Genomic DNA, 26668 nt, shown 5'->3' with positions numbered 1-26668 from the left:
ACGACGACGTCGGGGCCGGGTGTGGCGTTGAAGTCGGAGACGATCGGGCTCGCGGTGAGTCTCGAACTGCCGCTGCTGGTCATCGACATCCAGCGCGGCGGACCGTCCACGGGTCTGCCGACCAAGACGGAGCAGGCCGACCTGCTGCAGGCGATGTACGGCCGCAACGGCGAAGCCCCGGTGCCGGTGGTCGCGCCCATGACGTCTGCCGACTGCTTCGACGCCGCGATGGAAGCGGCGCGGATCGCCCTGGCGTACCGGACGCCCGTACTGCTCCTGTCGGACGGCTACCTCGCCAACGGCAGCGAACCCTGGCGGGTCCCCGAGGTGGACGAACTCCCGGACCTGCGCGTCCAGTTCGCCCAGGGCCCGAACCACACCCTGGACGACGGCACCGAGGTGTTCTGGCCGTACAAGCGTGACCCGCAGACCCTCGCCCGTCCCTGGGCCGTGCCCGGAACTCCGGGACTCGAGCACCGGATCGGCGGGATCGAGAAGCAGGACGGCAGCGGGAACATCTCCTACGACCCCGCCAACCACGAGTTCATGGTCCGCACCCGCCAGGCGAAGATCGACGGCATCGACGTCCCCGACCTCGACGTCGACGACCCCACCGCGGGCACCGACGAGGCCGCCGACACCCTGGTCCTGGGCTGGGGTTCCACCTATGGGCCCATCACCGCGGCCGTGCGCCGACTGCGTGCCGCGGGCGTTCCCATCGCGCAGGCCCACCTGCGTCACCTCAACCCCTTCCCGCGCAACCTCGGCGAGGTGCTGGGGCGTTACGACAAGGTGGTGATCCCGGAGATGAACCTGGGACAGCTCGCCACCCTGATCCGTGCCAAGTACCTGGTGGACGCCCGCTCCTACAACCAGGTCAACGGCATGCCGTTCAAGGCTGAGCAGCTCGCCACGGCTCTCAAGGAGGCCATCGATGGCTGAGACGTCCACGGAAGGCACGGGCACGATCGAGGCGCTTTCACTCGTCCCCAAGGCCGAGGCCAGACAGTCCATGAAGGACTTCAAGTCCGATCAGGAGGTGCGCTGGTGCCCGGGCTGTGGTGACTACGCGGTCCTGGCCGCGGTGCAGGGGTTCATGCCGGAGCTGGGTCTGGCGAAGGAGAACATCGTCTTCGTCTCCGGGATCGGCTGTTCCTCGCGTTTCCCGTACTACATGAACACCTACGGGATGCACTCGATCCACGGCCGTGCGCCGGCGATCGCCACCGGACTGGCCTCATCGAGGCGGGACTTGAGCGTGTGGGTCGTCACCGGGGACGGCGACGCGCTCTCCATCGGCGGCAACCACCTCATCCACGCGCTGCGCCGCAACGTGAACCTGAAGATCCTGCTGTTCAACAACCGGATCTACGGCCTGACCAAGGGCCAGTACTCGCCGACCTCCGAGGTCGGGAAGATCACCAAGTCGACACCGATGGGCTCGCTGGACGCGCCGTTCAACCCGGTGTCGCTGGCGATCGGCGCGGAGGCCTCGTTCGTGGCCCGCACGGTCGACTCCGACCGCAAGCACCTCACCGAGGTACTGCGCCAGGCCGCCGCCCACCCGGGCACCGCGCTGGTGGAGATCTACCAGAACTGCAACATCTTCAACGACGGCGCCTTCGAGGTCCTCAAGGACAAGCAGCAGGCCGAGGAAGCCGTCATCCGCCTCGAACACGGCCGGCCCATCACCTTCGGCACCGACCACTCCAAGGGCGTCATCCGCGACCCCGCCACCGGAGACCTGAGGGTCGTGGCCGTCACGGACGACAACCGGTCGCAGATCCTCGTCCACGACGCCCACTCCCCCAGCCCCACCACCGCGTTCGCGCTGTCGCGCCTCGCCGACCCCGACACCCTGCACCACACCCCCATCGGTGTGCTCCGCTCGGTCGAACGGCCGGTCTACGACACGCAGATGGCGGACCAGCTGGACGCGGCCATCGAGCAGAACGGCAAGGGAGACCTCGCCGCACTGCTGGCCGGCGGCGACACCTGGACGGTCGTGGGCTGAGGCCCCGGCCGGACCGCGGCACAGCCGGTTCCTCCGGCCGTGCCGTTCGGTGCCGCGGCGCCGTTCGCCGTTGACCCGGGCCTCCAGGGCCCGGGTCTCGTCGTACCCGGTGCTCCGCCGTACCCGACGCCCCTAGGAGGCGCGGCTCCTGAGCGCCCGGCTCTCGTCGTACGCGGCGCGGGACTGCTCGACGTCCGCCATGCGCTTCTTGGTCCACATCGCGAGTCCCCGCACCTGCTCCGCGGCCTCGCGGCCCAGCTCGGTGATCGAGTAGTCGACGCGCGGCGGAATCACCGGCTTCGCGTCACGGTGGACCAGCCCGTCCCGCTCCAGGGTCTGCAGTGTCTGGGTCAGCATCTTCTCGCTGACCGGCCTGCCGACCCGGCCCACCGCCCTGCGCAGCTCGCTGAACCGGTACGGGCGCTCCAGCAGCTCGATCAGGACGAGGACGCCCCAGCGGCTGGTGACATGTTCCAGGACCAGGCGGTAGGGGCACATCGCCTCACCGGCGTCGTACCCGTCCGCTGCCTTGCTACTTACGGCCATGCCAGTACCTTACTTCAAGGTGGGTACTTTCCAACAGTTAGTGCAGCTCTTATGGTGAGTGACATCCGCACCCCACAAGGAGATGCACGTCATGAGCATTGTCGTCACCGGAGCCACCGGACACCTCGGCCGTCACGTCGTCGAGCAGCTGCTGGAGAAGGTCCCGGCCGAGCAGATCACCGCCGTCGTACGTGACGAGGCCAGGGCCGCCGACCTCGCGGCCCGGGGCGTCCGGCTCGCGGTCGCCGACTACAACGCGCCCGCCACCTTCGACGGCCTGTTCTCGGCCGGCGACAAGGTGCTGCTGATCTCGGGCAACGAGTTCGACAAGGGCCGTGTCGGGCAGCACCAGGTCGTCATCGACGCGGCCAAGACGGCCGGTGTCGCCCTGCTCGCCTACACGAGCGCCCCCGGTGGCCTCACGGCCGCCCTCGCCGACGACCACCGCGCCACCGAGGAGGTCCTCCTCGCCTCCGGAGTGCCCTACACGCTGCTGCGCAACGGCTGGTACCACGAGAACTACACCGAGAACCTCGCTCCGGTGCTGGAGCACAACGCCGTCGTGCAGGCCGCCGGTGACGGCCGGATCGCCTCCGCCTCGCGCGCCGACTACGCCGCCGCCGCGGTCGCGGTGCTGACCGGCGAGGGCCACGAGAACGCGACGTACGAGCTGAGCGGCGACGAGGCGTGGGGATTCGTCGAGTACGCCGCCGAGCTGAGCCGGCAGACCGGCAAGGAGATCGTCTACAGCCCCGTCTCGCCCGAGGCCTTCGCCGGCATCCTGACCGGCGCCGGGCTGCCCGAGGCTCTCGCCGGGATCCTCACGGGCGTCGAGGCCTCCATCGAGAAGGGCGAGCTGACCGCCACCAGCGGCGATCTGTCCCGGCTGACCGGGCGTCCGACCACCCCGATCGCGGAGGCCGTCGCCGCCGGGCTGAAGGGCTGACCCCGCCGGCCGAAGGGCCGATTCCGCGGCCCGCCCACCTCGGACCCGGGGTGCCGAGGTCACGCCTGCGCCTGTCATGACCGTATAGCGATACGGGCATGACAGGCGCAGGCGTGCGGCGCTACCTTCTTGGAGGCCGCACGCAGGGTTCCGACGGCTCGGGACCTGGCGGGCGGTGGGGGCGCGGTGGGCGTCCGGGAGCGCGCGAGAAGGAGTTGCCGGTGGCCAGGAAGCCGAGGGGCGAGCAGCACATAGGTCTGCTGAACGGCTTCGCCGCCTATGGCATGTGGGGGCTCGTCCCCCTCTTCTGGCCGCTGCTCAAGCCGGCCGGGGCGACCGAGATCCTCGCCCACCGGATGGCGTGGTCACTGGTGGTCGTCGGCGCCGTGCTGCTCGTCATGCGCCGGTGGGCCTGGGCGGGCGAGCTGTTGCGCCAGCCACGCAAGCTGGGTCTCGTCACCGTCGCCTCCGCGGTCATCACCGTCAACTGGGGTGTCTACATCTGGGCGGTGAACTCCGGGCACGTGGTCGAGGCCTCGCTCGGGTACTTCATCAACCCCCTCGTCACCATCGCGATGGGCGTGCTGCTCCTCAAGGAACGGCTGCGGCCGGTGCAGTGGGCCGCCGTCGGGGTCGGGCTCGCCGCCGTCGTCGTCCTGACCATCGGGTACGGCAGGCCGCCGTGGATCTCCCTCTGCCTCGCCTTCTCCTTCGCCACGTACGGTCTCGCGAAGAAGAAGGTCAACCTCGGCGGCATCGAGTCGCTCGCCGCCGAGACCGCGATCCAGTTCCTGCCGGCGGTGGCGTACCTGCTGTGGCTGGGGTCACGGGGTGACGCGACGTTCGGCACGGAGGGGGCGGGGCATTCCGCGCTGCTCGCGGCGACCGGCGTGGTCACCGCGATCCCCCTCGTCTGCTTCGGCGCCGCCGCGATCCGCGTGCCGCTGTCCACGCTCGGCCTGCTCCAGTACCTGGCGCCCGTCTTCCAGTTCCTCCTCGGCATCTTCTACTTCCACGAGGCCATGCCCGCCGAGCGGTGGGCGGGGTTCGCGCTCGTCTGGGTCGCCCTGTCGCTGCTGACGTTCGACGCGTTGCGGACGGCCCGGCGGGGTGCGCTGGCGCTGCGGGAGTCCGCCCGTGCGGGGGGCTCCACCGAGGTGGCGGCCCCTGTCGTGCGGGAGCGCGCGTAGCGCTGCGCCGGCCGTCGGGGTTCTCCGGGCGGGAGAATCCGGCCCAGCCCTTGCGGCGTTCGCGGAGCGGCGGCGGGGCGGAGCCCCGGCTTCGGATCGGACAGGGGCGGCGGGGCGAATCCCTGCTTCACGCGCGGGGGGCATGAAGGGTGCGTATAAGTGGAGGCATGACGCCGACTCCCGTACCCGTCCACTGGAAGCTCGTCATCGACGCCGCCGACCCGCACGCGCAGGCCGACTTCTGGTCCGCCGCGCTCGGATACACGGTCGAGGACAACAGCGCCCTCATCGAGCAGTTGCTCGGTCTGGGCGCCCTGCCGGCCGAGGCCACCCTCGACTTCCACGGCCGCCCGGCCTTCCGGGACCTGATCGCCGTACGGCATCCCGACGACCCCTACGACACCGAGCGCGGCACCGGTCTCGGGCGGCGGATCCTCTTCCAGCGGGTCCCCGAACCCAAGACCGGCAAGAACCGTCTCCACCTCGACCTGCACCCCGGTGAGGGGCGCCGTGACGACGAGGTCGAGCGGCTGGGCGCCCTGGGGGCGAACATCCTGCGGGACGTGAAGGAACCGTCCGGCGCCTGGGTGGTGATGGCGGACCCCGAGGGGAACGAGTTCTGCGTGCACTGACCGGCCCGCGGGGGCTCGGCCCTCAGCGGTGGTGGGCGCGTGTCGGTGCCGGGGTGGCTGTCCGTCGGGCGGCGGGCGGCCTGCGGGTCAGTTCCCTGATCGTCTCGACGCGCTCCTCGTTGAGAGCGTGCGCGGCGGCCGGGGCCGGCCCGGTGCGCAGATGCGCCGCCACCGCCGGCGGCAGCTTCCCGCCGACCGCCAGATCGGCCGCGACGTGGGAGCGGAGTGCCGCGACCACCGCGAGGTGACGCCGCAGCTGCTCCGGGGGGAGCGACGCCACGGAGACGTTCACGGCGGCGCGTACGTCCGCCGGATTCGTCGGGATGGGCGCGGCCCCCTCGGAGTTCGGCATGCGGGAGCCGGGCGCCGCCGTACGGTTCCGTGCGTTCCAGTCGCCCGGACGGGCCGAGGCATCGGACTCCGGCGGCTGGACCGTGCGCCAACTCATCGTGCCGGTGAGTTCGTTGACGCTCATCTCCACGCGGGGGCGCGGGGCCGTCCCGGTGGGGGCGCGGTGGGACACCGGTGAGCGGCTGTACGCGGCGGTGACCCGGGCGCGATCGAGTACGGGAACGGGGACAGCGACGGAAGGGGGCGCGGCGTCGCTCCTGGAAGGGGCGTTGCCGGGCTGCTGTGCCGGGAGTGCGGGTCTGCTCCTGGCCTGGCCGGCGGACTCCTCGACGTCCTCGGCTCGTCGGCCGCCGGGCACTCTCCGCTTTCCCGATCGCCTCCCCATCGGCTGATCCCCTTCCGTCACCGGTGCCCGTGGGTCTGCTTCCTCCCCCTTCCCTCCCCCCGATGCGCCGTCGTCACTCGCGCGGGAGCGGGGAGGGTCGGTCAGGGAGCGTCGTTCACAGGGTGCGGGCGCGTTCGGTGAGGCGGCCCATGCGGGTGCGGGCCGACTCCAGCTGCCCGATGTCGTCGGCCGCCGGGCCGCCGTCGGCGGCGAGTTCGGTCCAGACGCCGATCAGGTCCCGCCCGAGGTGCAGGCCCTGGAGCGGGTCGCGCACGGCCCGCCACGCGGTGGCCGCGCTCTGCACGTTGCCGTACGCGCCCTCCGCGTCCCGCAGGCGTCGCCGCACCCGCGCCAGGTCGAGCGAAAGGTGGAAGGCCCTCAGCGCGTCACCCGCCAAGTAGGCGATGTAGGCGGTCAGTTCGCGCAGCTTCAGCACCTCGGGGTGCTCTTCGCCGAGCGCCTGTGCGGCCGCCGCGACCGTGCGTTCCGCCGTGCCCGCGGCGTCGTCGATACGGCCCATCCTCACGGCCTCGTTGATCCGCGCGACGGGCTCCGAGTAGAACGCCGTGGTGCCGCCCTGCCCCGGCTCCGAATCGTCCGGGTTCGGCGCGAGGACCGCCTCGGCCACGGCGTCGAAGCCGCGCACGGGAGCGGGCTTCGGCTCGGGTTCCCGCTCGGGAGCGAGCAGGGACAGGGCCTCCATGGCGGGGGCCGACGGCTTCGGCGCGGGGGCGGACGGCGGCTCGACGACGGGGTCCATCACCGGTGCCGGTCCGAACCGGCCCAGCGGAGCGGGCACCGGTTCCGGCGCCGACCGCAGCACCTGGGTCACCCCGCCGCCCGGCAAGGACAGGTACTCGGGCTCGGACGCGGGCTCGGACTCGAAGTGCGGCTGCGGCCGCATCTTGCGCAGGACCACTGTGGACGGGGCGGAGGTCACGGGCTTCACCGTTTCGGCGGGCTGGGCCGGCTCGGCGGGCTCGGACGCCCTCACGGGTACCGGTGCGGGTGCGGATGCGGATGCGGGTGCAGGAGGTGGCGCGGGTGCCGCCTGTGGGGCCGGTGGCGTCCCCTCCGGGTGCGCCGGCGTCCGTACCGGCTCCCCCGTATAACGGCTGGAGCCGTCGACGGACACCTGGAGCGGTACGACGAAGCCGATGCGTTCGTCGTGCACGCTGGCGAGGACGGGGTGGCCGACCGCCAGCGCGAGGCGGTGGAGGTGCCTGAGGATGGCGGCCTGGACCGGCTCCCCCGGCTGGGCCGTGATCGGCCTTCCGTCGGCCGTCGCCACGGCTAGGGCACCGTCCCTGGACGGGGAGGCGGCGGGCGTCGCCGGTACGCGCACCTCGATCGGGGTCTCTCCGGTGGCCGGCTGCCCCCCGGCACCGGCCGCCGGGTACTGCCGCTGAGGTTCTCGCTGCTGATCGCGGCTGAGTCGAGACATCGGTTCCCTCACGAAGGGGTGGTCGGGGGCGAGGACGGGATCGGGTGGGGGGACGAGGAACAGGGCGGTGACGTCTCCGCCGCGCGGGCGGGCCGGTGGAACGGGTGCGGGCCGCGGCCGTACGGGGTCGCAGCGGTGACGGTGGTCCCTGTGCTCGTACCCCTTCGGCGGCTCGTACGCACACCTCTGCTACGCCACCCGGTCGCTCCCGTGCGCGTGGTCCTCATCCTCGCCTCCCTCCACACGTCGGTCCCGGCCGGGGTTCGGGATCCACGGGCGGCCGTTCCTCACCTGGCCGTGGGGTCGGCGTGCGGACCGGTCGAGCGGCTCACGCCGTCCCACGATCCGCTCCTGCCGCCCCACGGCCAGGTCGGCCACGCCCACAGCCGAGTCTCCCCGCTCCCACCTGCTTCCCAGGTCACCACGACGTCACAGGCTCGTCCCAGGGCAGGTCGGACCCCCTGGACAACTAAATGCGTACGCATATATTGTCCACGCATGTAGTCGTCGCGTCGCGATCGGTGGCGCGTACCCCAGGGGGAGCCATGACCCGGAATTTCCTGTTCGTGCTGGGCAGCAGCCGCGCCGAGGGCAACACCGAGCTGTTGGCCCGCAAGGCCGCCGAGCAACTGCCCCCGGACGTCGGGCAGCGCTGGCTGAACCTGGCCGAGCACGCGCTCCCCGACTTCATGGACCTGCGCCGCGACAGCGACCACGTCCGTCCGCCCACCGGCACCGTCCCGGAGTTGCTCCTCGACGCCACACTCGCGGCCACCGACATCGTGATCGCCTCGCCGCTGTACTGGTACTCGGTGTCCGGCCTCACCAAGCGGTACCTGGACTACTGGTCGGGCTGGCTCCGCACGCCCGGCATCGACTTCAAGGAGACCCTCGCCGGGCGCACCCTGTGGGGTGTCACCGCCCTCGCGCACGAGGAGCAGGTGGTCGCGGATCCGCTGGTGGGCACGCTGAACAACTCGGCCGCCTACATGGGGATGCGGTTCGGCGGGGTCCTGCTCGGCAACGGCAGCCGGCGCGGCGACGTACTGAACGACGCCGACGCCCTGGCCCGCGCGAAGACCTTCTTCGCGCAGGAACCGCCGCTCGCCCGCTTCCCGTACGACGTGTGAGCACCCCGCGTCCGGGTGCCGTCAGGCGGTGATGTCCTTGGCCGTGAAGCGTGCCCACGCCGCCGAACCGAACACGGCCGCGTACAGCGCCTGGAGGCCGAGGTTGCGGGTCAGGTCGTCCCAGTAGACCGGTTCGCGCATGAGGTCGGCGAAGGACAGCCAGTAGTGGGAGAAGAAGTACGGCTGGAGCGTGTGCAACTGCGGGATCTGGTCGAGGATCTGGACGGTGATGAGCAGGCCGACCGTCGTCGCCATGGCCGCGATGCCGCTGTTGGTGAGGGTCGAGACGAACAGGCCGAGCGCGGCCACGCCGATCAGTGACGCGGCGACGGCGAGGGCGATGAGCAGCGCCCGGCCGAGCCCCTCGGTGAAGCTGATACGGGTACCGGAGATGGTGGTCAGCTCGCCCAGCGGGAACAGCAGCGCGCCCACCGTGAGCGCCGACACCGCCACGACCAGGGTCGCCACCAGGCAGAACGTCATCGTGGTCGCGTACTTGGTGAGAAGCAGCCGGGTGCGGCCCGCGGGCGCTACGAGGAGATAGCGCAGGGTGCCCGCGTTGGCCTCGCCGGCGATCGCGTCGCCGGCGATGACCCCGACCGCCATCGGCAGGAAGAAGGGGAGGGTCGCGGCCAGCGCCGTGAACACCAGGAACAGGCCGTTGTTGGTGATCTGCGCGATGAACGCGGGGCCCTCGCCGCCGCCTCCGCCCGCGGACGCACCGTCGCTCGTCTCGATCCGGATCGCCACGCCGATGAGGATCGGCACGGCCGCGAGCACGGCGAGCAGCGCGATCGTCCGCCAGCGCCGGAAGGTGGTGACCAGCTCGCTGCGGAAGAGACCGAAGGTCCAGAGCGGGTTCGGTTTCCGTCCGGCCGGCGCGGTGCGTGCGGCGGCGGCCGGGCGTGTCGATGGCGTGTCCGGCCCGCTGGCCTTGGCGGTGGCTTGCGCGCCCGGTGCCGCTCCCCCTGCGGAGCCGGATGGCGCCCTCGTCTCCGCGGCCCCTTCGGTGGGGGCCGGGGCATCCACCGCGGCCGGGGAGCCGGCCTGCGCCTCCGCCCCCGCATCCGCCCCGTAGTGCGGCTGTGACCCCGTCCCCTCCCCGGTGCGGCCGGTCTCCGGAAGACTCTCAGCCCGCGACATCGAAGCCCTCCCCCGTCAGCGCCACGAAGGCGTCCTCCAGCGAGGCCCGTTCGACCCCGAAGCCACGGACCCGGACACCCGCCGTGACCAACACGGCGTTCAGCTCGGCGAGTTCGCGGTCCGGTGGTTCGGCGGTCACCCCTGTCTCCGTCACGACGAGATCCGTCACGCCCTGCTCCTTGAGGACCCGGGCCGCGTCTCCCGCGTCCGGGGTGGTCACGATCAGCCGTCCGCGTGCGCCCGCCGCGAGGTCGGCGACGGCGCCCTGGGTGATGAGCCGTCCCCGCGCCATCACGGCGGCGTGCGTGCAGACCTGCTCGATCTCGTCGAGGAGATGCGAGGAGAGGAAGACGGTGGTGCCGTCGGAGGCCAGCTCCCTGACCAGGGAGCGGATCTCGCGCATGCCCTGCGGGTCGAGCCCGTTGGTCGGTTCGTCCAGGACGAGCAGCCGGCGGGGCTGGAGCAGCGCGGCCGCGAGCCCGAGCCGCTGCTTCATGCCGAGGGAGTACGCCTTCGCCTTCTTGCTGCCCGCCGCGGTCAGTCCGACCCGGTCGAGGGCGGCGGCGACACGGGTCCGCCGGGTGCGCGGGTCGGCAGCCGGGTCGGCGGCGTCGTACCGCAGGAGGTTGTCCGGCCCGGAGAGGAAGCCGTACAGCGCGGGGCCCTCGATCAGGGCCCCGACGTGCGGGAGCACGGCCCGCGTGGCCCGGGGCATGGGCTGCCCCAGGACACGGGCCGTGCCCGAGGTCGGCTCGATCAGGCCCATCAGCATGCGGATGGTGGTGGTCTTGCCCGAGCCGTTCGGCCCGAGGAAGCCGAAGACGCTGCCCGCCGGGACGGTCAGGTCCAGACCGTCCACGGCGAGCTGTCCGCCGCGGTAGCGCTTGCTCAGTGAGCGCGTCGCGATCGCCGCGCCGTCGTCGGACGCGGTGCCGCGCGCGGCCTTCGCCGGATCGGGCTCGGTGGCGGACCGTTCCTCCATGGGCTCCCTCGGTTCGGCGTGCCTGCGGGACTCAGTGGGCCGCGTCGGCCGCCTTCACCAGCGCGGCCTTGGTGACGGCACCGGCGTACACCTTGCCGTCGTCCGTGATCAGCGCGTTGACCAGGCGGGTGGAGAAGACCGTGCCCGAGCCGAACTTGCCGGTGACGTGGTCGCCGAGGGAGTTCAGGAAGCCGTCGACGTCGCTGTTGCCGGACGAGCCCTTCGCGCCGGACGGCATGCCCTGACCGCCGGTGTCGAACTCGGCGATCGTGCTCCAGCCCTTGCCGATGGTCTTCACGCCGTCGAGGCCCTTGCCCAGGTCCTTGTCACCCTTGGGGAGCGACTCGTCGCCCTTGGGGAACACCTTGTCCGGACCCTGGTGCCGCGTCTTCCCGGCACTCTGGTGATCGTCGCCCTCGGTGACCTTCGCGCCCTTCGGCGGGGTGAAGGCGAACGTCGAGGCGGCCGGCCGGGAGAAGTCGACCTTGGTGAAGCCCACGTCCACGACGGCCGCGCCACCGCTCGCCGGGGTCAGCGTGAACTTCAGCGGCAGCCCGGTCTTCGCGTCCACCGCGATGCTGATCGCGCCGACCGTGGAGCCGGACTGCCTGGGCTTGACGACCAGCTTGTACGCGTCGCGGCCGGCGACCTGCGCGGTGCCGTCGACGGTCACGGACGTCGTGTCGTCCACGGCCGTGAGTGCCTCGTCGGCGAGGTCCTTGGGCGTGGCCGGAACGTCGTGCGGCGTCTTGCCCTTCGCGTCCGCGGACTCGGGGGCGGTCGCGTGGTAGACCTCGTTCGACTTGCTGTCGTACCCCCAGACGTCCTTGCCGTTGTGGATGACGCTGTACTCGGCGGCGTTGTCGAGGAGGGAGACCTTGCCCTTGTCCGGGCCGTCGGCGGCGACGCGCAGCGTGTGCGTGCCCGAGGCCAGCTCCATGAGCTTGGACTGCGGGTCGGCGGAGGACCCGCCGTCGCCCTTGACGGCCCCGGAGGCGAAGCCGCTCGCCAGCCCGCCCAGGTCGGGCAGTCCCAGGTCGGTGGTGATCTTGACCGTGCCGGACAGCTGCTGGACGTCCGACTTGGCGATCTTCTCGATGAGTTGCTGCGCGGTGACCTTCGGCAGGTCGGGGTCCCCGGACGAGGCGAGCGCGGGGACGAGCCCGATGGTCGCCGCCGCCACCCCCACCACCACGACCGGAACGACGTACCTTGCGGCCCTGTTCCGCCCGGCGCGCACGTCGTCGGCCTCGTCGGCGGCCTTCGTACTGTCGTCGGTTTCGTACGGTGCCATGTGTGCCTTACCTCCGTCGTCGGCGGCGGCTCTGTGGTCCTGCCCCTGCTCCACCCCTAAGCCGCCATTCTCACCCGAACCGGTGAGGAGTGGTGCTCTCCATATGACCAAATCGGTGGGATGGAAGCGTCAGCCCGCGGAATCAACTCCGCGTAGTCCTGCGGTATGACACGAGAGGGCGGTGCCTCCCCGGACCCGTAGGGGTCGTACCGGGGCGGGCACCGCCCTCTTCGCGCGGCGGGTCACCGGCGGCCCGGCGGGACCGCCGGGAACGCCCGTGTGAACTCGGGAAACAGGCAGGTGGACCGCTCAGCCGGCCCGGTGCACCACGGCGTCCGCCAGCTCGACCAGGGCGGCCTTGGCGTCGCACTCGGGCAGCGGGGCCAGCGCCGAGCGCGCGTCCTCCGCGTACCGCACGGTGTCCCGGCGGGCCTGCTCCAGCGCGGGGTGCTCCCGCAGCCGGGTCAGCGCCTCCGCGTGCCGCGCGTCGTCCGTCAGGTCGGAGTCCAGCAGCTCGCACAGCGCGACGTCCTCGGCGAGGCCCAGCCGCTCCGCGCGCTCCCGCAGCCGCAGCACCGGCAGCGTGGGGATGCCCTCGCGCAGGTCGGTCCCCGGGGTCTTGCCCGACTCGTGCGACTCGGAGGCGATGTCGAGGACGTCGTCCGCGAGCTGGAAGGCCACGCCGAGGCGCTCGCCGTACTGCGTCAGCACGTCGACGACCGTCTCGTCGGCGCCCGACATCATCGCGCCGAAGCGGCAGGCGACGGCGACCAGCGAGCCGGTCTTGCCGCTCAGCACGTCGAGGTAGTGATCGACCGGGTCCCGGCCGTCGCGCGGACCCGCGGTCTCCAGGATCTGGCCGGTCACCAGCCGCTCGAACGCCTCGGCCTGGATGCGGACGGCGTCGGGCCCGAGGTCGGCCAGGATGTACGAGGCGCGGGCGAAGAGGAAGTCTCCGGTGAGGACGGCCACCGAGTTGCCCCAGCGGGCGTTGGCGCTGTCGACACCGCGCCTGACCTCGGCCTCGTCCATCACGTCGTCGTGGTACAGCGTGGCGAGATGCGTCAGCTCGACGACCACGGCCGAGGGCACGACACCCGGCGCGTAGGGATCACCGAACTGGGCTGCGAGCATGACGAGCAGCGGCCTGAACCGCTTCCCCCCGGCACGCACGAGGTGCTGGGCGGCTTCCGTGATGAAGGGGACCTCGCTCTTGGTGGCTTCGAGCAAACCCTCCTCGACAGCCGCCAATCCGGCCTGGACATCGGCTTCGAGAGCCTGGTCCCGCACGCTCAGCCCGAACGGCCCGACGACGGTCACGAGAGGTTCTCCTGTCTGCTGACGATCACATGGCGAACTCGGTCGATCATTCGGTCGATGACACGGTTTGTCGATGTGTCGCTGCCATCACTCAAGTCAGCGTATCCGGTCACGTTTCGATCACCACGAGCGCCCACCGTCCCCCGGCCGAGTCGACTCCGCCAGGAGGTACGCGGGACGACACCTGTAGGACACACGGAACATGCCCGCGTACCCGCTCTGCGAGTACCCCTACTCCCGGGCAGTATCCGAGAGCCGAAGGTATGTTCATGATCAGTTGATACGAGCTGACATACGATGACATGTACCGAGCTACGCGGAAGAGGGTGCCAGTGTCCCGTGGCTCCGTGGCAGCCGAGCCCGGCCCGCCCCCGGCCGACGACACCGCCTTCCTCGGTCAGCCGAGGGGGCTCCTGACGCTCTCCGGCCTGGAGGTCTGGGAGCGCTTCTCGTTCCTCGGCATGCAGGCGATCCTGGTCCTCTACTTCGCCGACACGGTGGCCCACGGCGGGCTCGGCATGGCGCCGGGCACCGCGGCGTCGGTCTCGGCGGCCTACGGAACGCTCGTCTACCTGGTCTCCGTCGCCGGCGGCCGGCTCGCCGACCGGATGCTCGGCGCGTACCGCGCGGTCCTGTGGGGCGGCATCCTGATCGCCTGCGGCCACTACGCCATGGCGATCCCGGCGGCCGCCGCGACCTGGGCGGGCCTCGGCCTGATCAGCGCGGGAACCGGCCTGCTCAAACCGAACGTCGCCACCATGGTCGGCAAGCTCTACCGGACCGACGACGAGCGCCGCGACGCGGGTTTCGCCCTCTACTACATGGCGATCAACATCGGCGCCTTCGCCGGCCCCCTGATCACCGCCTGGCTCGGCGACCACGAGGGCTGGCACTGGGGCTTCTCCGCGGCGGCGATCGGCATGACGTTCGGCCTGATCCAGTACGTGGCGGGCCGCCGTCACCTGGCCGGACGCACCCGGGCGGCGCAATTCGCCCTCGCGCCGGACGCCATGCGCCGTGCCGTCCTCCGGATCGTCCTCGGACTGCTGGCCGTCGCGGTCCTCGCCGTGCTCCTCGCCTCCGTCGGCCGGCTGACCATGGACCGCTTCGTCGACCTGCTGACGGTCGTCTCGGTGATCATGCCCGTCGTCTACTTCGCGGTGATGTTCACCAGCCCCCGGGTGACGGCCGAGGAGCGCGGCCGGCTGCGCCCGTACGTGGTCCTCTTCCTCGCCTCGACGGTCTTCAACTTCATCCTCTTCCAGGCGTACTCGACGATGATCCTGCTGGCCTCGTCGAGCGCCGAGTCGACCATCTTCGGATTCGACTTCCCGGCCGGCTGGTACGCCTCCGCGCTGGGCGCCTTCGAGGTCGCCCTCGCGCCGGTGGTGGCCGCCGTCTGGGTGCGGATGGGCGACCGCCAGCCGCACGCCTCGAACAAGATCGCCCTCGGGGTCGTCCTCGGAGGTCTGTCGTTCCTGCTCACGGTGGTGCCGACCTCCGGCCACTCCGGGGACGGCTACCTGATGTCGGTCTGGTGGATCGTCGGCTCCTACCTGCTGCTCGGGCTCGGTGACGTCCTCCTGGAGACGTCCGGCATGTCGGCGACCACCAAGCTCGCCCCCGCCGCCTTCTCCAGCCAGACCATGTCCCTCTGGTTCCTGTCGCTCGCGCTCGCCAACGGCATCCAGGCCCGGACGGTGAAGCTCCACGACGACGTCTCCAAGCCCGCCTACTTCGGCGTCAACGGCGCGATCGCGGTGGCGGCGGGCCTGGCCGTGATGGCCCTCGCCCCCTGGCTCCGCCGCACGATGTATCCCGTCCACTGAGGTGACCCGCATGCGCATCCGTACGTCCTTCCCCTACGAGACCGTTCACGAGGACGTCCTCGTCCCTCTCCCGGACGGCACCCTGCTCTACGCCCGGATCTGGCGCCCGGTGACGGAGGAGCCCGTACCGGCGCTCCTGGAGTACCTCCCGTACCGGCTGACCGACTGGACGGCACCGCGCGACCGGCAGCGCCATCCCTGGTACGCCGGGCACGGCTACGCCTCCGTCCGCGTCGACGTGCGCGGCCACGGCAACTCGGAGGGCATGCCGGGCGACGAGTACTCCGAGACCGAGCTGGCCGACGGTGTCGCCGTGGTGGAGTGGCTGGCCTCCCAGCCCTGGTGCACCGGCCGGGTCGGCATGTTCGGGATCTCCTGGGGCGGCTTCAACTCCCTCCAGATCGCGGCCCTCGCACCCGAGCCGCTCAAGGCGGTCGTCACGGTCTGCTCGACGGACGACCGCTATGACAACGACGTGCACTACACGGGTGGTTCCGTCCTCGCCGTCGACATGCACGCCTGGGCGGCCACCATGCTCGCCTTCGTCGCCCGCCCGCCGGACCCGGTGCACGTCGGCGAGGTGATGTGGCGCGACATGTGGACCAGGCGGCTGGAGGGCGTCGACCCGCTCGTCCACACCTGGCTGGCGCACCAGACCCGGGACGCCTACTGGCGGCACGGCAGCGTCTGCGAGGACTACGGCGCGATCCGTGCGGCGGTCCTCGCGGTCGGCGGCTGGCACGACCCGTACCGCGACACCGTGCTGCGCCTGGTCGAGAACCTGCCGCCGGATCGCGTACGGGGTCTCATCGGCCCCTGGTCCCACCAGTACCCCGACCGGGGCCTGCCGCCGGGGCCGGCGATCGGCTTCCTCCAGGAGACGCTCCGCTGGTGGGACCACTGGCTCAAGGACGAGGACTCGGGCGCGCTCGCCGTCCCCCTGCTCCGCTCCTACGTGATGGACGCGCATCCCCCGGCGACCGTGTACGAGGAGTTGCCCGGCCGCTGGGTCGGCGACCCCGCGTGGCCCTCGCCGTCGGTGACGCCCGTCCCGTACGCGTTCCAGGGCGCCCCGCTCCTGGTTCGCTCCCCGCAGCACACGGGGATCGACGCGGGCCGTTTCTTCCCGTTCGGGAACGACGCGGACCTGCCGCCGGACCAGCGCGAGGAGGACGCCCGGTCGGCCTGCTTCGAGTTCGAAGTTCCTGAGGAGACGTGGGTGTTGGGCCGGCCCCGGGTCCGCCTGCGGCTGACGTCGGCGTCCGCCCGGGGCCAGGTGATCGCCCGGCTGTGCGACGTGACCCCCGACGGCGCCTCCACGCTGGTCACCCGGGGCGTCCTGAACCTGTCGGCACGCCGTGGCCGCGACCAGGCGATTCCCTGGGAACCGGGCATCACGGAGGACGTGGAGTTCGAGCTGAACGGCATCGGCTACGCGTTCCCCCCGGGTCACCGCATCCGCCTGAGCGTCTCCTCGGCGTACTGGCCCTGGGTCTGGCCGCAGCCCGGCTCCGAGGCCGGATTCACGCTGGACCCGGAGGGCAGCAGCCTGGAACTCCCGGTGCGGACCCCGGAGTCGGACCCCTCCATCACCTTCGAGGAGGCGGAGGAGGCCGAGCCCCTCGGCGTGGTGGTCCCGGTGACGCTCGACGAGCCCCGCCCGGAGCGCCTGGTCCTGCGCGACGTGGCCGCGGGCACCTGGCGCCTCGACGTGGACCCCCGCTACGGCGGCACCCGCGTGTATCCCGACGGTCTGGAGTTCACGGAGGACGCGCGGGAGACGTACACGATCGACGAGTCGGACCCGCTGTCCGCCCGCGCCCGGTCCACCTGGTCGGTCCGGCTGCACCGCCCCGACCTGCCCTGGGACGCCCGCGTCGAGACGACGTCGGTCCTCACGTGCGACGCGCAGGAGTTCATCACCTCCAACGAGGTCGTCTGCCGGGACGGCGACGAGGTCGTCTTCCACCGGACCTGGGAGAAGCGCATCCCGCGCAGCGCGGGCTGAAAGAACCGGGCGGGGACGGCAGTTCACCGGCCGCCCCGCCCGGCCTCGACCCGGGAACCGTCAACTCCGCCTCCACGCGGCACATTTCACCGGCGCCCTCTCGGGCCCGCGCTCCGCCACCCCGCCGGTCTCGCGCGCCGCGCGCCCTGGCCGGTGGGCGTCCGGGAACTCCCCGCACCCCGAACAGTGGTGGCGTAATGCCCGACTTGCCCGGCATGCCGCCTTGATGACCCCCGGGCGCGTGAGTTGGGTCACGCGGGCGCCAGTGGATCACCCCGCACCCACTCCTTGCCACCCCCTTTGCCAAAGGCAAGTTGAGGATTCAATTCCGGCGTAATCGGACGTATCACCCTCGCCCTAAACAGGCAAAAGCGATCTTCACCGCCACATCAGGCCTTGTTCCCGACATGTGCAGTCGCATACGTTCTCGTCGCACCGAGCGGATCGCCTAATCCTGCCGCCGCCCGGTAACCCACCCACCCACGCACGGCAGGAGCGGGGGAACCGCAGGTAAGCCGCCGACCCGGGAGACCGGACCGGCTAGGGGTGAAGCCGCGCCCAAAAGCGCGACCGGGCATCTCCCGCCCGAACCCGACAGCTCACCTCGTAGGCGTCGGAGAGGACATTTCGTCATGCCCGCAGGTACGCACCGTCACGCCCGAACCACCTTCATCACCCGCGGAATGATCGCCGCCGGAACGGGCGCCCTCGCCCTCGCCCTCCCCCTCATGGGCGCGACCGGCGCCCACGCCGCGACCCCCCAGGTCGCGAAGACCGCCAAGACCGCGGTCGTCCCGAACGTCCAGCTCATCACCTACAAGGTGGTCGCAGGCGACACCCTGACCAAGATCGCGAAGAAGTACCCGTCGAGCGGCGGCTGGCAGAAGCTGTACGCGGCGAACCGCGCGGTCATCGGCGACAACCCCGGCCACCTCCGCACGGGCCTCACGCTGACCGTCGGCACGAAGACCCTGAAGGCGCCGGCCAAGGCGACCACGGCCGCCAAGACCACCGCCACCCAGGCCTCCGCCACCACCTACGCCAACAACCTGGACGGCTGGATCAAGCAGTCCCTGGACATCATGGGCAAGGCGGGCATTCCGGGCAGCTACGACGGCATCTACCGCAACGTGATGCGCGAGTCCTCCGGCAACCCCCAGGCCATCAACAACTGGGACTCCAACGCGGTCGCGGGCACTCCCTCGAAGGGCCTCCTGCAGGTCATCGACCCCACGTTCCAGGCCTACCACGTGGCCGGCACGTCGATGGACCCCTACGACCCGGTCGCCAACATCACGGCCGCCTGCAACTACGCCGCCGACAAGTACGGCTCGATCGACAACGTCAACGGCGCCTACTGATCGCACCGGCGCACCCGCGCCCTCGCACGACACCGGCCGGCGGCACCTTCGGGTCCGCCGGCGGTGGCGTACCGGCCCGTCCGGTGAACGACCGGTGCCGCGGGACGGTGGCGGACCGCGTGCGCTGGGCCGAAGCGGACCACGTGCGCGGGGCGGTGGCGGACCACTGGGCCGAAGCGGACCACGTGCACGGGATGGTGGCGGACCGCGTGCGCTGGACGGTCGCACGCCGGGAGTGCGAAGGGCGCAGCCCGGGGCGACGGCGGATGCCCCGGGCCGGCTCCCCTCCTAGAACCCGAAGATCCGTTCCAGGACCACCGCGATCCCGTCCTCCTCGTTCGAGAGGGTGACCTCGTCCGCCACGGCCTTCAGTTCCGGATGGGCGTTGGCCATCGCGACCCCGTGGGCCGCCCAGTCGAACATCGGGATGTCGTTGGGCATGTCCCCGAAGGCCAGCGTCGCCGACGGGGTGAGGCCGAGGTGGGTCGCGGCGAGCGCGAGGCCGGTGGCCTTGGTCACCCCGCATGGCTGGAGTTCGACGGTCCCGGGCCCCGACATGGTGACCGTCGCCAGCGAACCGACCACTCCCCGCGCCGCCGACGCCAACTCGTCGTCGGACAGCGAGGGATGGCGGAGGAGCACCTTGCTGATCGGCTGCGCCCACAGGTCGTCCCGCCGCCGTACCCGCACCGCCGGAAGCGTGGGGTGCGGCATCACATAGCCCGGCTCGATGAGCGTCAGCCCGTCCACGCCGTCCTGGTCCACCGCCGCGTACAGCAGGCCGACCTCCGCCTCGATCTTTCCGAGGGCCGTCTCCGCCAACTCCCTGTCCAGGGTCACCGACCACAGCATCCGGCCCGCCCCGGCGTCGTACAGCTGCGCGCCCTGACCGCACACCGCCAGCCCCTCACCGCCGAGTTCGTCGAGCAGCGGTCGAACGCGCGGTGCGGGACGGCCCGTCACCACCAGGTGCTGGGCGCCCGAAGCGGTCACCTTCGCCAACGCGGCCCGCGACCGGTCGGAGAGCGTGTCGTCGCCGCGCAGCAGCGTTCCGTCCAGGTCAGTGGCGATGAGTGAATATGCAGTCGGAGCGGCCATGATCCGAAGAATACGGATCGGACGACACATCGGCCCGGCGTGAACCGGACGACGTCCGGTATCCCGTCAGCAACGCCGTTCACCGTACGGTGGCAGGCGCGTTGCGACCGGTTGGGATCACGCAGGGCCCGCTTCCGCTCAGACGGACTTTCCCGTGCAGGAACGATCACAACGGCTCAACACCCCTGATCCGTCACGACGATCACCGCCGACGCCACCCTCACGAGCGTCTTCGGCCACCCCCCTCCCGGCCGTGGTCTTCGACATGGACAGCCCGGGCCGGGACATCGAGGACACCCGGGCCGCCAACCCACGTGAGGCGATCGGGGACTTCATGGCCCGCCGATGGGCACGGTCCACGAAGGGACCCCGAGGACAGAGGAGTGCCTGTCCCCGAGTTCTTGGCGCACCACCTCGCCTTCGCACCCGGCTCCCGCGGCATGCGGCCCTCGGGCGACCCGGCGTCGGACGGCGGCCTCTTCCGGTGGACCGTGCGCCCCGCCCCACCGGGCAACTCGGGCGCCCGGACCCTCACGGAGGAGTCCTGACGGACGGGTTGCCCGGCGGGCGAGTGGTCCGGTGACTCACCCGTGCGCGGCCGCCAGGTGCTTGGCGAGCCGCGGGGAGGCGAACTCCGTGCCGCACACGAAGCGCATCACCGGACCGTACGAGGACGCCGCCGGCAGGCCCGTGAAGTACAGCCCCGGGAGTGAGGAGCGGTATCCGGCGCCCAGCCTCGGCGTGCCGCGGCTCGCGGCCAGCCCTGCTCGGAGTTCATGCCCGAGGAAGTCCATCGCGGCGATGTCGACGCGATAGCCGGTCGCCGCTATGACGTGGTCGGCGGTGAGTTCGTCGACCCGGCCGCCGGGGGTGCGCACCGTGAGGACGGGCTTCCCGTCGGTGGCCGCCGTGCTGACGATCCGCTGCACCTCACGGACGGCGACCTTGCCCTCGAAACGGTCGCGGAGCCACCACGCACCGAGGGGTCCGAGTACCCGGCGCACCAGGTAGTGCCGGGCCTCGGCGGGCAGATGACGGTAGGGCTGCGGGTAGTAGCTCAGGGCCCACAGGGACCAGGCGCGCCCGAACGGCGACTCGGGGCGCAGCCTCGGCTGGTCCCACGGAGGCGCCCCGAAGGCGACCGCCCCCTTGCCCCGGGACACGACACGCACCTGCGCGCCCGCCTCCGCCGCCAGTGCCGCCGTCTCCAGGGCGGACTGACCGGCGCCGACGACGATCAGCTCCTTTCCGGAGAACCGGCGCAGGTCGTGGTTCTGCGAGCTGTGCGAGACCGGGCCCGAGGGCGTGGGACCGTCCGCCGCCGCCCCGGCCAGCTCGGCGGGCAGGTGGGCCAGCCCGGACAGCCCGGTGGCGACGACGACCGCGCGCGCGGTGAACGACTCCCCCGAGTCCAGCTTGATGTCGAAACCACCGGACCCGTCCGCGTCCCGGCCGCTCCTTCGGTCGACCGAGACGACCCGCACCCGCTCCAGATCGGGCACGAGCTTCTGCCGGAACCACTCCCCGTACGCGATGAACGTCTCGACCGGGATGATGTCCTCGTCCGTGACGAGGCGCGGTATCCCCGCCGCCACGCAGTAGTCGCCGAGGGTGTGCCCCTGCTGCGGGGCGTCGATGTTCGAGGCGGCCGGAGTCGACTTGAGGATCATTCCCTCGGGCATGTGGTCGCGCCAGCTCACCATGGGCTCACCGAAGACCCGCACCGGAATGCCCCGCGCCCGCAGATGGGCGGCGGTCGACAGTCCGAACGGCCCCGCGCCGATGACTGCTACGGGATGAATCACGAAGTCCCTCCCCAGGACGTACTACGCCTACTTCGCGGTGGAACTGCTACTGCTGCCGCGGCGGTTGGTCCGCCACAGTTGGTACAGGTGCTTCGCGCCCGGCCGCACGAAGCGCGCGAGCATCGTGAAGAACGGCCGCAGGTCGTCACCCGCGAGCCAGGCCAGCTCGGTACCGCTCGCGCGGGCCGGCGCGTGCGGTGTCGTGTAACCGCTGCGCCGGTAGGCGAGCAGAGCCGGCAGGTCGATGTTCTCCACGATGTAACGGTGGCCGGCGCGCTGTTCCCCCTCCGGAACACTCCGGCCGGTCAGGTTCAGGTGCAGGGCACGGACGACGTCGATCCCCGACTCGCTCTCGAAGAGCCGAAACTGGGCGCCCATGCGCGGGTTGAAGTCGAGCAGCTTGTACTGACCGTCCCGGCGGTCGAAACGCAGGTCGAGGTCGATGATTCCGGTGAAGCCGATCTGTTTGATGAAACGTGCGGCGATGTCCGCGAGTTCCGGATTGTCGACGACGTACGCATTCGCCGTCATACCCGCGTGCGGCGGCCAGGAGCGGACCTTGACGCCGGTGAACATCGCGAGCGGTGTCGAGTCCGCGTCGAAACAGGCGTGCACGATCCAGTCCTCCGCGTCCTCCCTCGGCAGGTACTCCTGGAGGATCACGCCGGGTTGCGGCCCCCAGTCGCGGGCGAGCGCCAGCAGTCCCTCGCGGGTCGCGATCCGGGTCGTCCCGTTCACCGCGGGCCGGCTGCGGCGCACGAAGGCCTCCCGGTTCTTCGCGACGAGCGGGAAACGCGCCTTCTCGGCGAACGCCTCGATCTCCTCGTACGACTGCGGGAAGGCCGCGGCGGGGCTGGGGATGCCGTGTTCCACGCACAGTTCGTGCAGCCCCTGCTTGCTGGCGAGCCGACGCGGCAGTTTGGCGTCCACCCGCGGGAAGAGGAACCGGTCGGCCAACTCCTCCTGATGCTCGGCGATCAGTACCGCGGCCTCCTCGTCGGTCGGGACGAGGACCGTGGGGCGGCCGATGCGCCGGCCGACGCGCAACAGGCCCTCGACGAGCTGTTCGGGTTCCTCCGTCCCCGTGGTCGGCCACACGAACGCGCGCTGCAGATAGCGCGAGCTGGCGGCCGGCGTGTACCGGTCCTCGGTGATGGCGTACATGGGTATGCCGAGCCGGCCCAGGCTCCGGATGGCGCCCACACCGCCGTGGTGCAACGGGTAGGCGCCGAACTTGACTATGAGGCCCGGGACTTCACGGTCGGCGTCGACGGGCACGCCGCTGGAACTCCTGGCCATGGGTCCCCCCACATGTCCCCCCTACGGACCGGACCCACCCCGTCCGTGTCCCCCAAAGGACGCTAAGCCGGAATTGCCACCTCCGACAAGGCCATTTCGGACATTGCAAACTCTTTAGACACTGCCGCTGCGGGCCCACTCCCCCGTAACGTGTGCCCCGACCACATGAAACGCGTGGAACGCATAGATCACATGGCGCGTACGATCCGAAAGCGAGGCACCAACCGATGCCCCCCTTCGATGTCCCCGAGGGCGATCCCTTCGGCCCGCACAACCTCCCGTACGGCGTGTTCTCCCCGACCGGCGCGGCGGGTGCCGCGGAGCGGCGCGTGGGCGTACGCCTCGGCGACCATGTGCTGGACGCGGGTGCCGCGGCCCGTGCGCTCGGCTCCCCGTATGCCGGGCTGCTCGCGCGGCCGACGCTCGACCCGCTGCTTGCCGCGGGCCGCACAGCCTGGTCCGACGTCCGGCGCGCGCTGACGGCCTGGGTGACCGTCCCGGCACACCGGGACACCCTCGCTCCCCATCTCCATCCCCTCTCCGAGGTGACGCTCCACCTCCCCTTCACCGTCGCGGACTACGTCGACTTCTACGCCTCCGAGAACCACGCCCGGAACGTCGGCCAGATCTTCCGTCCCGACGCCGCCGACTCCCTCACGCCCAACTGGAAGCACCTGCCGATCGGCTACCACGGCCGCTCCGGCACGGTCGTGGTGTCCGGCACGGACGTCGTACGCCCGTCGGGTCAGCGCAAGGCCCCCGCGGACCCCGCCCCCGTCTTCGGCCCGTCGATCCGGCTGGACATCGAGGCGGAGGTCGGCTTCGTCGTCGGCGCCGCCACGGAGATGGGCCGTCCTGTGGGTCTCGGCGACTACCGCGACCACGTCTTCGGGCTCTGCCTCCTCAACGACTGGTCGGCCCGCGATCTCCAGGCCTGGGAGTACGTCCCCCTCGGCCCGTTCCTCGGCAAGTCCTTCGCCACGTCGGTGTCGGCCTGGATCACCCCGCTCGACGCCCTCGACGACGCCCGCGTCGCGCCCCCGGCCCGCACGCACTCCCTTCTCCCCTACCTCGACGACGCCACCGAGGACCCGGGCGGCTACGACCTCCGGATCTCCGTCGCCGTCAACGGCCACGTCGTCTCCGAGCCGCCCTTCTCCACCATGTACTGGACGGCCGCGCAGCAACTGGCGCACATGACGGTGAACGGCGCCTCCCTGCGCACCGGCGACCTGTACGGCTCCGGAACCGTCAGCGGCCCCTCCGACGCGGAGCGCGGCTCCCTGCTCGAACTCACCTGGAACGGCCGCGACGCCCTCGAACTCCCCGACGGCAAGCGGACGTTCCTGGAGGACGGCGACGAGGTCACCCTGACGGCCTGGGCACCGGGCCCGGGTGGCACCCGGGTCGGCCTGGGCGAGGTCCGTGGCCGCATCACCCCGGCCGTCACCCCGTAACGGGCCGTCCCGTAACGGGCCGTCCCTCGACGGAGAGACGGAGAGTCCGTGTCACGGTGGCCAGGGCCCTGGCCACCGTGACCCGCTGCACGACCGGTCCGGGGCCCGCGCGGAGCGGACTGGTCCGGCCACGACGGCGGGCCGGCCCGCCACGCGGTCTCATTTGCCCGTGTTCTGGCCCGGCGCCCCAGGCCTGTGTCCTCGACCGGGCCCTCGGCCGGTGCACTCGGTCCGGGTGTCCGCGCCGATGCCCTTCCCGGTGCGCTCAGCCGGTGCCCTCGCCCGGCGACGGGGCGTCGCGCGCTACATCCAGTCCTCGGGCTCGGGCTCCTGGTCCAGCTCGGGCCAGTCCGGGTCGGGTACGTGGTCGGCCGCCCGGGCAGGAACCGAGGCCGCGGCGACCGGCGCCCGTGCCGGGGCCGGGGCGGCCGCGGGTGCGAGTGCGCCGCCGCCCAGCGAGGCCAGCACCGCGATCACGCCCTCCCCGTACGTGGCGAGCTTCTTCTCGCCCACCCCGCTGATGGTGCCCAGGTCCCTCACCGAGGTCGGCCACAGCGTGGCGATCTCCCGCAGCGTGGCGTCGTGGAAGATGACGTACGCCGGGACGCCCTGCTCGCGCGCCTGCTCGCCGCGCCAGGCACGCAGCGCCTCGAAGGCGGGGACGAGTTCGGCCGGCAGCTCGGCCGCCGCGGCGGCGGCCTTGGCCTTCCGCTCGCCCCTGGAGCCGGACGACCGGGAGACCACCGGCTTCGGCGGCTCCTTGCGCAGCGGCACGTCCCGCTCGCGCCGCAGCACGGTCCCGCTGGCGTCGGTCAGCACCAGCGTGCCGTACTCGCCCTCGACCGCGATCAGGCCCTGGGCCAGCAGCTGTCTCGCGACACCGCGCCATTCGGCCTCGGCCAGCTCCTCCCCGATCCCGAAGACGGACAGCTGGTCGTGGTCGAACTGGATCACCTTGGCGGTCCGCCGGCCGAGCAGGATGTCGACGATCTGCCCCGCGCCGAACTTCTGTCCCCGCTCACGCTGCAGGCGCACCACGGTGGACAGCAGCTTCTGGGCGGCGAGCGTGCCGTCCCAGGTCTCGGGGGGCGTCAGGCAGGTGTCGCAGTTCCCGCAGGCCGGGGTGTTCGGGTCCTGGCCGAAGTAGGCGAGGAGCTGGGATCGCCGGCACTGCGCCGTCTCGCACAGGGCGAGCATCGCGTCCAGGTGGGAGGCGGCCCGGCGGCGGAACGCCTCGTCCCCCTCCGAGCCCTGGATCATCTTGCGCTGCTGGACCACGTCCTGCAGGCCGTACGCCATCCACGCCGTGGACGGCATTCCGTCCCGGCCGGCCCGGCCCGTCTCCTGGTAGTACCCCTCCACCGACTTCGGCAGGTCGAGGTGCGCGACGAACCGTACGTCCGGCTTGTCGATGCCCATGCCGAAGGCGATCGTGGCGACCACCACGAGTCCGTCCTCCCGCAGGAAGCGCGACTGGTGGGCGGCGCGGGTCCCCGAGTCCAGGCCCGCGTGGTAGGGCACCGCCTCGATGCCGTTGCGCGAGAGGAACTCCGCCGTCTTGTCCACGGAGTTGCGCGAGAGGCAGTAGACGATGCCCGCGTCGCCCGCGTGCTCCTCGCGCAGGAAGGCCAGCAACTGCTTCTTGGGGTCGGCCTTGGGCACGATCCGGTACTGGATGTTGGGCCGGTCGAAGCTCGCCTCGAAGTGGCGGGCGGTCGGCATGCCCAGGCGCTGGGTGATCTCCTTGTGCGTGGCACGCGTGGCCGTGGCCGTCAGCGCGAGCCGCGGGACGTCCGGCCAGCGCTCGCCGAGCAGGGACAGCGCCAGATAGTCGGGGCGGAAGTCGTGACCCCACTGTGCGACACAGTGCGCCTCGTCGATCGCGAAGAGGGAGACCTTGCCCCGCGAGATCAGGTCCAGCGTGGACTCCAGACGCAGCCGCTCCGGGGCGAGGTAGAGCAGGTCGAGCTCGCCGGCCAGGAACTCGGCCTCGACCACGCGCCGCTCGTCGAAGTCCTGCGTGGAGTTCATGAACCCGGCGCGCACGCCCAGCGCCCGCAGCGCGTCCACCTGGTCCTGCATGAGCGCGATGAGCGGCGAGACCACGATGCCCGTACCTGGTCTGACCAGGGACGGAATCTGGTAGCAGAGGGACTTGCCGCCCCCGGTCGGCATCAGGACGACGGCGTCACCGCCCGCCACCACGTGCTCGATGATCGCTTCCTGCTCGCCGCGGAAGGCGTCGTATCCGAAGACCCGGTGGAGGGTGGCCAGTGCCTCGCCCTCGCCCAGCGTCTCCGTCGCGTCCGCTCCGGTCATCACACCCGTCCCGCCCATCGTCCTGTCCCCCGTACGTCGCGCCTCGACCACTGCGTCCACGATAGGGGTCCGCGCCGACAGTCCGAGAGTTGTCCACAGGCTGCGACCGCCCGAC

21 protein-coding genes, 1 pseudogene and 1 riboswitch are annotated in these 26668 nt (G+C 71.6%); of the genes and pseudogenes, 11 read left to right on the top strand and 11 right to left on the bottom strand.

What is annotated here, in order from left to right:
• Together ACIRQH_RS36220 and ACIRQH_RS36215 are read left to right on the top strand one after the other, a co-directional pair.
• Window positions 1-942, top strand: a pseudogene (locus ACIRQH_RS36220) (2-oxoglutarate ferredoxin oxidoreductase subunit alpha); the annotation flags it as partial.
• Window positions 935-2014, top strand: a complete 1080-nt coding sequence (locus ACIRQH_RS36215; RefSeq protein ID WP_404229274.1) for a 2-oxoacid:ferredoxin oxidoreductase subunit beta — start codon at window positions 935-937, stop codon at window positions 2012-2014. The pseudogene ACIRQH_RS36220 and the gene ACIRQH_RS36215, both read left to right, overlap by 8 nt.
• A gap of 132 nt (window positions 2015-2146) precedes the next feature.
• Here ACIRQH_RS36215 and ACIRQH_RS36210 read toward each other — a convergent pair whose 3' ends face one another.
• Window positions 2147-2560 (bottom strand): helix-turn-helix domain-containing protein, encoded by a 414-nt coding sequence (locus ACIRQH_RS36210; RefSeq protein ID WP_358821530.1) that lies wholly within the window; start codon window positions 2558-2560, stop codon window positions 2147-2149.
• A gap of 91 nt (window positions 2561-2651) precedes the next feature.
• On the opposite strand from ACIRQH_RS36210, the gene ACIRQH_RS36205 reads away from it, so the two are divergent.
• From ACIRQH_RS36205 to ACIRQH_RS36195, 3 genes are all read left to right on the top strand, one after another.
• On the top strand, window positions 2652-3506 hold the full coding sequence (locus ACIRQH_RS36205; protein WP_358821531.1) for an SDR family oxidoreductase: 855 nt from the start codon (window positions 2652-2654) through the stop codon (window positions 3504-3506).
• 221 nt (window positions 3507-3727) lie between these two features.
• Window positions 3728-4696: an EamA family transporter RarD gene (gene rarD / locus ACIRQH_RS36200; protein WP_358821532.1), complete on the top strand. Its 969-nt coding sequence runs from the start codon at window positions 3728-3730 to the stop codon at window positions 4694-4696.
• Between the two features lie 167 nt (window positions 4697-4863).
• On the top strand, window positions 4864-5328 hold the full coding sequence (locus tag ACIRQH_RS36195; protein WP_358821533.1) for a VOC family protein: 465 nt from the start codon (window positions 4864-4866) through the stop codon (window positions 5326-5328).
• Between the two features lie 22 nt (window positions 5329-5350).
• Here ACIRQH_RS36195 and ACIRQH_RS36190 read toward each other — a convergent pair whose 3' ends face one another.
• Both ACIRQH_RS36190 and ACIRQH_RS36185 read right to left on the bottom strand, forming a co-directional pair.
• A complete protein-coding gene (locus ACIRQH_RS36190) occupies window positions 5351-6064 on the bottom strand; it encodes a hypothetical protein (RefSeq protein ID WP_404229270.1) in 714 nt (237 codons plus the stop codon).
• Between the two features lie 115 nt (window positions 6065-6179).
• Entirely contained in the window at window positions 6180-7355 is a 1176-nt protein-coding gene (locus tag ACIRQH_RS36185; protein WP_404229267.1) for a tetratricopeptide repeat protein, read from the bottom strand.
• A gap of 698 nt (window positions 7356-8053) precedes the next feature.
• Here ACIRQH_RS36185 and ACIRQH_RS36180 point away from each other — a divergent pair.
• Window positions 8054-8638, top strand: a complete 585-nt coding sequence (locus tag ACIRQH_RS36180; protein WP_358821536.1) for an NAD(P)H-dependent oxidoreductase — start codon at window positions 8054-8056, stop codon at window positions 8636-8638.
• Between the two features lie 21 nt (window positions 8639-8659).
• Here the strand turns inward: ACIRQH_RS36180 and ACIRQH_RS36175 are convergent, their stop codons facing one another.
• The 4 genes from ACIRQH_RS36175 to ACIRQH_RS36160 all read right to left on the bottom strand — a co-directional run bounded on the left by ACIRQH_RS36175 (window position 8660) and on the right by ACIRQH_RS36160 (window position 13377).
• The gene (locus ACIRQH_RS36175) at window positions 8660-9667 is read right to left on the bottom strand and encodes an ABC transporter permease (RefSeq protein ID WP_388934031.1); all 1008 of its coding nucleotides are present in this window, start codon (window positions 9665-9667) and stop codon (window positions 8660-8662) included.
• A 100-nt stretch (window positions 9668-9767) separates the two neighbouring features.
• A complete protein-coding gene (locus ACIRQH_RS36170; RefSeq protein WP_404229264.1) occupies window positions 9768-10763 on the bottom strand; it encodes an ABC transporter ATP-binding protein in 996 nt (331 codons plus the stop codon).
• A gap of 31 nt (window positions 10764-10794) precedes the next feature.
• Entirely contained in the window at window positions 10795-12057 is a 1263-nt protein-coding gene (locus tag ACIRQH_RS36165) for an outer membrane lipoprotein carrier protein LolA (RefSeq protein ID WP_404229261.1), read from the bottom strand.
• A gap of 309 nt (window positions 12058-12366) precedes the next feature.
• Entirely contained in the window at window positions 12367-13377 is a 1011-nt protein-coding gene (locus ACIRQH_RS36160; RefSeq protein WP_358821539.1) for a polyprenyl synthetase family protein, read from the bottom strand.
• Window positions 13378-13679: 302 nt separating this feature from the next.
• Between ACIRQH_RS36160 and ACIRQH_RS36155 the strand changes: the two genes are divergently transcribed.
• The 3 genes from ACIRQH_RS36155 to ACIRQH_RS36145 all read left to right on the top strand — a co-directional run bounded on the left by ACIRQH_RS36155 (window position 13680) and on the right by ACIRQH_RS36145 (window position 18575).
• Window positions 13680-15206: a peptide MFS transporter gene (locus ACIRQH_RS36155; RefSeq protein ID WP_404229258.1), complete on the top strand. Its 1527-nt coding sequence runs from the start codon at window positions 13680-13682 to the stop codon at window positions 15204-15206.
• A 10-nt stretch (window positions 15207-15216) separates the two neighbouring features.
• Window positions 15217-17214: a CocE/NonD family hydrolase gene (locus tag ACIRQH_RS36150; protein ID WP_388874811.1), complete on the top strand. Its 1998-nt coding sequence runs from the start codon at window positions 15217-15219 to the stop codon at window positions 17212-17214.
• 467 nt (window positions 17215-17681) lie between these two features.
• A riboswitch (cyclic di-AMP (ydaO/yuaA leader) is annotated at window positions 17682-17842 on the top strand.
• 4 nt (window positions 17843-17846) lie between these two features.
• Window positions 17847-18575: a transglycosylase SLT domain-containing protein gene (locus tag ACIRQH_RS36145; protein WP_388874809.1), complete on the top strand. Its 729-nt coding sequence runs from the start codon at window positions 17847-17849 to the stop codon at window positions 18573-18575.
• Window positions 18576-18863: 288 nt separating this feature from the next.
• On the opposite strand, the gene ACIRQH_RS36140 is transcribed toward ACIRQH_RS36145, so the two are convergent.
• The gene (locus ACIRQH_RS36140; protein ID WP_358821542.1) at window positions 18864-19673 is read right to left on the bottom strand and encodes an HAD family hydrolase; all 810 of its coding nucleotides are present in this window, start codon (window positions 19671-19673) and stop codon (window positions 18864-18866) included.
• Window positions 19674-20056: 383 nt separating this feature from the next.
• Between ACIRQH_RS36140 and ACIRQH_RS36135 the strand changes: the two genes are divergently transcribed.
• Complete coding sequence (locus tag ACIRQH_RS36135; protein ID WP_404229254.1) at window positions 20057-20221, top strand: hypothetical protein; 165 nt, start codon at window positions 20057-20059, stop codon at window positions 20219-20221.
• Between the two features lie 36 nt (window positions 20222-20257).
• Here the strand turns inward: ACIRQH_RS36135 and ACIRQH_RS36130 are convergent, their stop codons facing one another.
• Both ACIRQH_RS36130 and ACIRQH_RS36125 read right to left on the bottom strand, forming a co-directional pair.
• Complete coding sequence (locus ACIRQH_RS36130) at window positions 20258-21478, bottom strand: FAD-dependent oxidoreductase (protein ID WP_358821544.1); 1221 nt, start codon at window positions 21476-21478, stop codon at window positions 20258-20260.
• Window positions 21479-21505: 27 nt separating this feature from the next.
• Window positions 21506-22777, bottom strand: coding sequence for an ATP-grasp domain-containing protein (locus ACIRQH_RS36125; protein ID WP_388874801.1), 1272 nt, complete (start codon window positions 22775-22777; stop codon window positions 21506-21508).
• Between the two features lie 227 nt (window positions 22778-23004).
• Between ACIRQH_RS36125 and fahA the strand changes: the two genes are divergently transcribed.
• Window positions 23005-24234, top strand: coding sequence for a fumarylacetoacetase (gene fahA / locus ACIRQH_RS36120; protein WP_388933907.1), 1230 nt, complete (start codon window positions 23005-23007; stop codon window positions 24232-24234).
• A gap of 303 nt (window positions 24235-24537) precedes the next feature.
• On the opposite strand, the gene recQ is transcribed toward fahA, so the two are convergent.
• A complete protein-coding gene (recQ, locus tag ACIRQH_RS36115; RefSeq protein ID WP_404229285.1) occupies window positions 24538-26571 on the bottom strand; it encodes a DNA helicase RecQ in 2034 nt (677 codons plus the stop codon).
• Between the last annotated feature and the right edge of the window lie 97 nt (window positions 26572-26668).

Source organism: Streptomyces sp. NPDC102279 (genome assembly GCF_044766365.1).
Lineage (GTDB): Bacteria > Actinomycetota > Actinomycetes > Streptomycetales > Streptomycetaceae > Streptomyces.
The sequence above is the reverse complement of the archived record's forward strand: the minus strand, read 5'-3'. Positions and strand labels throughout refer to the sequence as shown.

Excerpts from the sequence above, each read along its gene's own strand:
- ACIRQH_RS36215 (WP_404229274.1), top strand. The coding sequence starts at position 935 with ATGGCTGAGACGTCCACGGAAGGCACGGGCACGATCGAGGCGCTTTCA.
- ACIRQH_RS36210 (WP_358821530.1), bottom strand. The coding sequence starts at position 2,560 with ATGGCCGTAAGTAGCAAGGCAGCGGACGGGTACGACGCCGGTGAGGCG.
- ACIRQH_RS36205 (WP_358821531.1), top strand. The coding sequence starts at position 2,652 with ATGAGCATTGTCGTCACCGGAGCCACCGGACACCTCGGCCGTCACGTC.
- ACIRQH_RS36195 (WP_358821533.1), top strand. The coding sequence starts at position 4,864 with ATGACGCCGACTCCCGTACCCGTCCACTGGAAGCTCGTCATCGACGCC.
- ACIRQH_RS36190 (WP_404229270.1), bottom strand. The coding sequence starts at position 6,064 with ATGGGGAGGCGATCGGGAAAGCGGAGAGTGCCCGGCGGCCGACGAGCC.
- ACIRQH_RS36180 (WP_358821536.1), top strand. The coding sequence starts at position 8,054 with ATGACCCGGAATTTCCTGTTCGTGCTGGGCAGCAGCCGCGCCGAGGGC.
- ACIRQH_RS36170 (WP_404229264.1), bottom strand. The coding sequence starts at position 10,763 with ATGGAGGAACGGTCCGCCACCGAGCCCGATCCGGCGAAGGCCGCGCGC.
- ACIRQH_RS36165 (WP_404229261.1), bottom strand. The coding sequence starts at position 12,057 with ATGGCACCGTACGAAACCGACGACAGTACGAAGGCCGCCGACGAGGCC.
- ACIRQH_RS36155 (WP_404229258.1), top strand. The coding sequence starts at position 13,680 with ATGTACCGAGCTACGCGGAAGAGGGTGCCAGTGTCCCGTGGCTCCGTG.
- ACIRQH_RS36150 (WP_388874811.1), top strand. The coding sequence starts at position 15,217 with ATGCGCATCCGTACGTCCTTCCCCTACGAGACCGTTCACGAGGACGTC.
- ACIRQH_RS36145 (WP_388874809.1), top strand. The coding sequence starts at position 17,847 with ATGCCCGCAGGTACGCACCGTCACGCCCGAACCACCTTCATCACCCGC.
- ACIRQH_RS36140 (WP_358821542.1), bottom strand. The coding sequence starts at position 19,673 with ATGGCCGCTCCGACTGCATATTCACTCATCGCCACTGACCTGGACGGA.
- ACIRQH_RS36125 (WP_388874801.1), bottom strand. The coding sequence starts at position 22,777 with ATGGCCAGGAGTTCCAGCGGCGTGCCCGTCGACGCCGACCGTGAAGTC.
- fahA (WP_388933907.1), top strand. The coding sequence starts at position 23,005 with ATGCCCCCCTTCGATGTCCCCGAGGGCGATCCCTTCGGCCCGCACAAC.
- recQ (WP_404229285.1), bottom strand. The coding sequence starts at position 26,571 with ATGGGCGGGACGGGTGTGATGACCGGAGCGGACGCGACGGAGACGCTG.